Source organism: Faecalitalea cylindroides ATCC 27803 (genome assembly GCF_000469305.1).
GTDB lineage: Bacteria > Bacillota_I > Bacilli_A > Erysipelotrichales > Erysipelotrichaceae > Faecalitalea > Faecalitalea cylindroides.
Window position 1 is genome coordinate 1 of record NZ_KI271068.1, and the last position, 6,469, is coordinate 6,469.

General features: G+C 35.6%; 5 protein-coding genes. 1 reads left to right on the forward strand and 4 read right to left on the reverse strand.

The genetic code is table 11. The features are described 5' to 3' along the window. Window positions 1-306: 306 nt before the first annotated feature. On the forward strand, window positions 307-768 hold the full coding sequence (locus HMPREF0367_RS09740) for a GAF domain-containing protein (protein WP_035403800.1): 462 nt from the start codon (window positions 307-309) through the stop codon (window positions 766-768). On the opposite strand, the gene HMPREF0367_RS09745 is transcribed toward HMPREF0367_RS09740, so the two are convergent. The 4 genes from HMPREF0367_RS09745 to pheS form a co-directional block, all read right to left on the reverse strand. Further along, window positions 729-1,466, reverse strand: coding sequence for an AAC(3) family N-acetyltransferase (locus HMPREF0367_RS09745; RefSeq protein WP_035403802.1), 738 nt, complete (start codon window positions 1,464-1,466; stop codon window positions 729-731). The genes HMPREF0367_RS09740 and HMPREF0367_RS09745 overlap by 40 nt on opposite strands. 60 nt (window positions 1,467-1,526) lie before the next feature. Continuing rightward, the gene (locus tag HMPREF0367_RS09750; RefSeq protein WP_035403804.1) at window positions 1,527-2,915 is read right to left on the reverse strand and encodes a glycoside hydrolase family 1 protein; all 1,389 of its coding nucleotides are present in this window, start codon (window positions 2,913-2,915) and stop codon (window positions 1,527-1,529) included. An 87-nt stretch (window positions 2,916-3,002) separates the two neighbouring features. Further along, window positions 3,003-5,405: a phenylalanine--tRNA ligase subunit beta gene (gene pheT / locus HMPREF0367_RS09755; protein WP_035403805.1), complete on the reverse strand. Its 2,403-nt coding sequence runs from the start codon at window positions 5,403-5,405 to the stop codon at window positions 3,003-3,005. 11 nt (window positions 5,406-5,416) lie between these two features. Further along, entirely contained in the window at window positions 5,417-6,451 is a 1,035-nt protein-coding gene (gene pheS / locus HMPREF0367_RS09760; protein WP_015535977.1) for a phenylalanine--tRNA ligase subunit alpha, read from the reverse strand. Window positions 6,452-6,469 lie beyond the last annotated feature (18 nt).

A 6,469-nucleotide genomic window follows, 5' to 3' on the forward strand; every position in this document is an offset into this window, starting at 1 on the left:
AATATCCCCCTTCCATGTCAAATACTTTTTCCACTTTTTTTATATTTTTTATAAAACAAAAAAAAAGACGACCGTTTTGAATCTATTATTGTTCATCTTGTCGTCTTTTTAGTTATAACCAAAACGATCCAAGCTATGCCTTTTCCCCGATACACTACACCAATTGACTTAAATCATTTTGATACATAGATTTCTCTATGTTATAACCTTTCTAAATGAATAATATCATAAACTTGTTTCTTTTCAATATTTTATTTTTTTATTTAACATATGCTAAACTATAACCAGCTTGAAAGGAGATTACGCATGAAAAATATTATATTTCAACAATGTCAAACGGTTGTTGACGATACTCTTTACCCTATCTCAAACATATCAAATATATTAGCTATCCTATATCATGAATTTGCACATATAAATTGGGCCGGTCTATATTATTGTGATAATGAAAATCAAGAATGTATCTTAGGCCCTTTCCAAGGAAAGGTAGCCTGTACAAAAATTTCATACCATAAGGGCGTTGTAGGAACTTGTGCAGCAAGCAAAAAAATGATCGTAGTTGATAATGTACACCAGTTTGATGGACATATAGCCTGCGATCATTCCAGTAAAAGCGAGTTAGTAATACCTTTGATTTATAATAATGAATTATTGGCAATCCTGGATATCGATTCAGATCAATACAATAACTTTGACCAAGATACTGTTGAAACGATTTTAGAAATATCTTATATACTTTCTTCACTTGTATCTAAAGAAAGAAAGTGAATTGCTTTTCTTGAATATTCAGATGATTGTATATAACACATCTTTTTGTATTCTTCCATCCTTTCCTGATCCACATCCAGGTTCAGGAAATTTTTTAATTGTTTTCCTCTCCCTTGATTTATAATAGCTCTCTTGATTGTGAGAATACCTTGATTCATCGTTTTAGCCATGGCAGGCCAAAGAAGACTATTTTCTATTTTTTCGCCAATTAAAATATTACATGCCCGTCGATCTACAAATTCTCTAAAAACACGACTAAAGGAAATTGGAAAGTTTAACGGTTGCTCTAAACACTTTTCATCATATGTTCCCCAAAAGGCAAAACTATATACCGGATGATTGGTTCTTCGTACATTTTCATTTTTTAAAAATTGATCGGCAAAATCTGCATAGACATCACATGATGTTAATTTTGGATCATACCCCAACATATTGTCACGGATCATGTTCCAGCTTTCATACGTATAATCATTTTGTTCATAGCATGCCGGATCCAAACAAGACAAACTAAATGTTGGACAGATAATGCAGCCATCTTCTTTTACCAATTCCTGTAAAGCCTCAATGATAGCTTGTGACCCTGACAAAATTTCATTAAATCCTGTTAAATCTGCCTGCACGAGCACGACCATTCCTTCATCAATGCCCATAGTTGAAAATATGTCTAAAAAATCTTTTTTCGTATACAAAATATCCATAGTTCTTATCCTTTTATTACCATTTATTTTATCATAATAAACGCTATTACGAGAAAAAAACTAATCCAAATATCCCTGTTCTAAAACCTTCTTTAACCAATATAAAGATTTTTTAGGAATACGTTTATATGTATCTAAATCTAATTCCAATAATCCGTAACGATTTTTAAATGCATTAATGGCAGAAAGATTATCAATGAATGACCAAATTAAATATCCATGACAGTTACAACCTTCAGCCTGCGCCTTTATAGCATATGATAAATGCCTTTTAATAAAATCAATTCGATACTCATCATCTATATATCCATCATTGTTTCTAAAACGATTTTCATTTTCTATTCCAATACCATTTTCCGATATAAACCAAGGTTTATTGCCATACTCTTTCTTAATGCGCATGGCTATATCATAAATTGCCTGCGGATAGATTTCCCAGCCTCTATCGGCATTGTATTCTCTTTGAGGCCATACATAATCTTCATAATAATATTTTGAACAGAATGGACCATCATATGCTGATTCTCTGGCTTTTACACGAATTGGGAAATAATAATCAATGCCTAATAAATCAATTTGATTCTCTTTAATTTGTTTAAGATCCTCTTCTTTAAACTCAAACAAGCATCCGTGCTTAGAAAGCTCCGTGAATATTTCTGAAGGAATCTCACCTTTTAGATAGGCATCTAAATACAGTCTAACTTCAAAAAGATCGGTATAATAAGCTGCTTCTACATCGCGAGCATCTTTGCTTCTGGAATAAACCGGGGTCATATGCACCATAGCTCCCATTTTAACATTTTCATATTTTCTAGAAATTTCTACCGCTTTGGCTGTTGCCAAGATCTTATGAAAATGTGCCTGATACGCACGTTGAGGATCATGCACAAATGGATACCATATTTTTTTGATATATCCATTAGCAACAGGAATATTAGGCTCAGTAAAGGCAAACCACAAATCAACTTCATCATGAAATTCATCAAGAACTTTTTGAACATAATCTACATATAGATCCACCGTTTCACGCGAAGCCCATCCATCATATTTCTCTAATAAGATCGCTGGAATATCCCAATGTTCCAAAGATACGATAGGTTTCATACCATGAACCTTGATTGTTTGAATCACATCTCGATAATATGCAACGGCTTCTTTATCTACTTCTTTTTTTAAAGCATCTTTCATAAATCTTGCCCATTGGATCGTAAAACGAAATGTATTCATTTTAAAATCTGCCATCGTCTTGATATCTTCTTTGTAATGATGATAGAAATCACTGGCTTTTTCTGGCCCAATTTGATCATGCCAGCGGCTAGGATCTGTTTCATAAAATAAATCAGCCCAGCTTTTTTGCGTTTCACTTTTTCCAGCACAACCTTCGATCTGCCAGGCACTGGAACTGGTTCCAATCATAAAATGATCAGGAATAAGAATTTTCTGGTTCATTGTCTACACCTCTTTTCTTTCTTTATAATCCAAAAACGCTACTTTGTCTACCTAATAAAAAAATAGAGTCCGAAGACTCTATCGTTATTAAGATCTTAATGTCGCATCGCATTCCGTCTGGATTGCCTGCAAGATGTTTTCAAATACTTCATTGATCTCTTCATCTTTTAAAGTATGTGTATCTGACTGGAATGTTATAGATAACGCAACTGATTTTTCATCCTTGGCAACATGTTCTCCTTGATATACATCAAATACTTCCACATTGCGAATGATTTCTTCCTTGTTGTAGCGTGCATTTTTATTGATGATACTCACAACCTTTTTAACCGGCATATTTCGATCGATCACAAACGCAAGATCTCGCTGTACACTTGGATATTTTGAAATTGGTGCAAATTTGATCTTTGCTTTCTTGATATCAACCAATGCATCAAAATCCAATTCAGCCATAATTACATCCTTACAATCTGTCTCTTTAGCATACTGTGGATGAATTTTTCCTAAATATCCTATACATTTTTTATCGATCAAGATCTTGGCACTTTGATATGGATGGAAATGCACCACATCTTCTGTATTTGCCTCAAAAGAAACACGAGCCGCAGAAATACCAATATGGTCAAATAATGTTTCGATCAAACCTTTTCCTGTATAGAAATCACTTGGCAGTTCATATTGAAGCCAGCGAGTCTGCTGTAAAAGTCCACTTAAGACAAAGGCTAAATGCATACGAGTTCCCTGGGTTCCGGCAACATTGCTCAATTCAAATACATTCACATCTTTGATCGTACGAGCGTGGTTATAGCTAACTACATCCAATAAACTTGGAAGGATACTTGTACGAATCCAGCGTCTTTCTTCACTCATTGGACTTGCTAACTGGATTGGATCCTGTAATCCTAAGATTGCATTGTCCTTTTTCTGTGTGCTAACTAGTGTATATGTTAAACAATCCTGCAAACCTAACTGGCAATATAAATTACGAACAGTACGAATTAGTTTCTGCTTTTCGTTTAATTTACCTTCTGTCATTTCCATCAAAGGCAAAGTACTAGGCAATCTGTCATATCCCAATAAGCGAATGACCTCTTCACTCAAGTCTGCTTTTCCTTCTATATCTGTACGATAACTAGGAATATGTACCATATATTTGCCATCTTCATACTCTGGTTCAAAATGCAGACGTTCAAATACATCTTTTACTTCTTCTGCATTAAAATCCGTTCCTAAACGATCATTGATATCTTTTAAAGTACAAGAAAGGCTTACTGGTGTATATCCAGAATCTCCATACTGTACAGTTTCTTCGATCATCTTCGCATCGGCATACTCAATCAATAATTGCACGGCACGATCCAATGCTTTTGATGCGGCAAGTGGTTCAATTCCTTTTTGATAACGAATACTTGATTCTGTTGCCAAATTTAAACGACGAGCCGTGTTACGAATAGACACATGATCAAAAATAGCACATTCGATGATCAAACCTTTTGTTGTATCTAAGATCTTGGAATCATCTCCGCCCATGATACCTGCAATACCAATTGGTTTAGATTGGTTTGTGATCACGATATCTTCTGGAAGTAAATGATATGTAACACCATCCAAGGCAACATAGTCTTCATCAAAACCACTGGCAACCGTGATTTCCTGATTTACGATCGCATCTTTATCATAGAAGTGCATTGGCTGTCCTGTTTCAAGCATTACGATATTTGAAATGTCGACAACATTGTTGATTGATTTCATCCCTGAAGCGGCTAACAATTCTTTCATCCATTTTGGACTTTCTTTGATCGTGATTTCCCCAATGACCTTTCCTAAAAACAAAGGACATTTTTCTGTTGTACTGCTTACATGAAGTTTAGTAGGCCCTCCAACATTTGCAGCACCTTGATATTCTGGAAGTTTTACTGCTCTTTTTAAGATCGCACCAGCTTCCAATCCCATATTAAAAGCGGCAAGACAATCGCTACGGTTAGGAGTCAATCCGATTTCCAAAATTTCATCATCTAAACCTAAATAGGCAAAAGGATCTTTATTTCCAACCGGCGCATCTTGATCAAGAACCTCAATTCCTGATTTCTGCTCTTCGCTTAAAGAATGTGGATCTACACCCAATTCCACCAAAGAACAAATCATACCATTACTTACTTGTCCACGAATCTTACCTTTTTTGATTTCGCCACCAGGAAGCTTTGCCCCTGGAAGAGCAACGATGACTTTTTGACCAACAGCTACATTTGGAGCCCCACATACGATATCCAGAACTTCATCGCCTACATTGACTTTTGTACAGTTTAAATGATCGCTGTCTGGATGAGGGTAACATTCCTCTACTTGACCAATCACAAGATTTGTCCCTTGTGCCAAACGTTCAATACCTTCAACTTCTAAACCTGCTGATGTAATTCGATCTGCCATTTCTTCAATGCTAAGATCGGATACATCCATATATTGTGATAACCATTTTCTTGAAATTCGCATGTTAAATCCTCCTAATCAAAACGTTTGAACGTCTCAGAGAAACGCTTGTCGTTTGTATAGAAATGACGAATATCATCAATTCCATATTTCAACATCGCAACACGTTCAATTCCTACACCAAAGGCAAATCCAGAACATTTTTCTGGATCATAACCAGCCATTTTCAAGACATTTGGATGCACTTCACCAGCACCTAAGATTTCGATCCAGCCAGTCCCTTTACATGTTGGGCATCCTTTTCCATTACAAATATGACATGTTACATCTACTTCAACACTAGGTTCCGTAAATGGGAAATAACTTGGTCTAAAACGAATCTGACGATCCTGACCAAATAATTTTTTCGCCATAAACTCCAACGTTCCTTTAAGGTCTGATAGAGTAACTTTTTCTCCAATAACCAATCCTTCCATCTGCATGAACTGATGAGAGTGTGTCGCATCATCATCATCGCGACGATATACTTTACCTGGACAAACAACTTTGATTGGCAAATTCGGTGCAGATTTTTCAAGTACCATCATTTGGATTGCTGTCGTATGTGTTCCTAATAAAGTATTTTGGTCAATATACAGACTATCCTGCATATCTCTTGCTGGATGATCTTTAGGTATATTCGCTCTTTCAAAACAATATAGATCGTCTACGATATCATTGCCTTCAATAACTTGATACCCTAAACCAATAAATAAATCTTCTAATTCCTGTTTTACAAGATTTAAAGGATGCGCATTGCCTAATACTGGACTGCGGCCTGGAAGCGTAATATCGATTTTTTCATTTTCAATTTTAGCTTCCATTTCCTTCTTTTCCAACTCAACTTTTTTATCTTCGATCATTGAAGACAATAACTGTTTTAACTGATTGACTTTCTGGCCAAAAATCGGTTTTTCTTCCTTAGGAAGATCTTTCATGCCCTTCATTAATTCCTGAACAGGACCTTTTTTTCCAAGATACAAGACACGCAATTCATTTAGCTCCGAAAGACTTGCAGCGGACTGAATCTTAGCTTGGGCTTCTTGTTGTAACGTTTCAATTGGTTCCATATTCTCTAGTCTCCTTTA

What these genes read in the sequence shown, in the direction of transcription:
- pheS (WP_015535977.1), bottom strand. Translation starts at nt 6,451, where the DNA reads ATGGAACCAATTGAAACGTTACAACAAGAAGCCCAAGCTAAGATTCAG.
- HMPREF0367_RS09750 (WP_035403804.1), bottom strand. Translation starts at nt 2,915, where the DNA reads ATGAACCAGAAAATTCTTATTCCTGATCATTTTATGATTGGAACCAGT.
- HMPREF0367_RS09740 (WP_035403800.1), top strand. Translation starts at nt 307, where the DNA reads ATGAAAAATATTATATTTCAACAATGTCAAACGGTTGTTGACGATACT.
- pheT (WP_035403805.1), bottom strand. Translation starts at nt 5,405, where the DNA reads ATGCGAATTTCAAGAAAATGGTTATCACAATATATGGATGTATCCGAT.
- HMPREF0367_RS09745 (WP_035403802.1), bottom strand. Translation starts at nt 1,466, where the DNA reads ATGGATATTTTGTATACGAAAAAAGATTTTTTAGACATATTTTCAACT.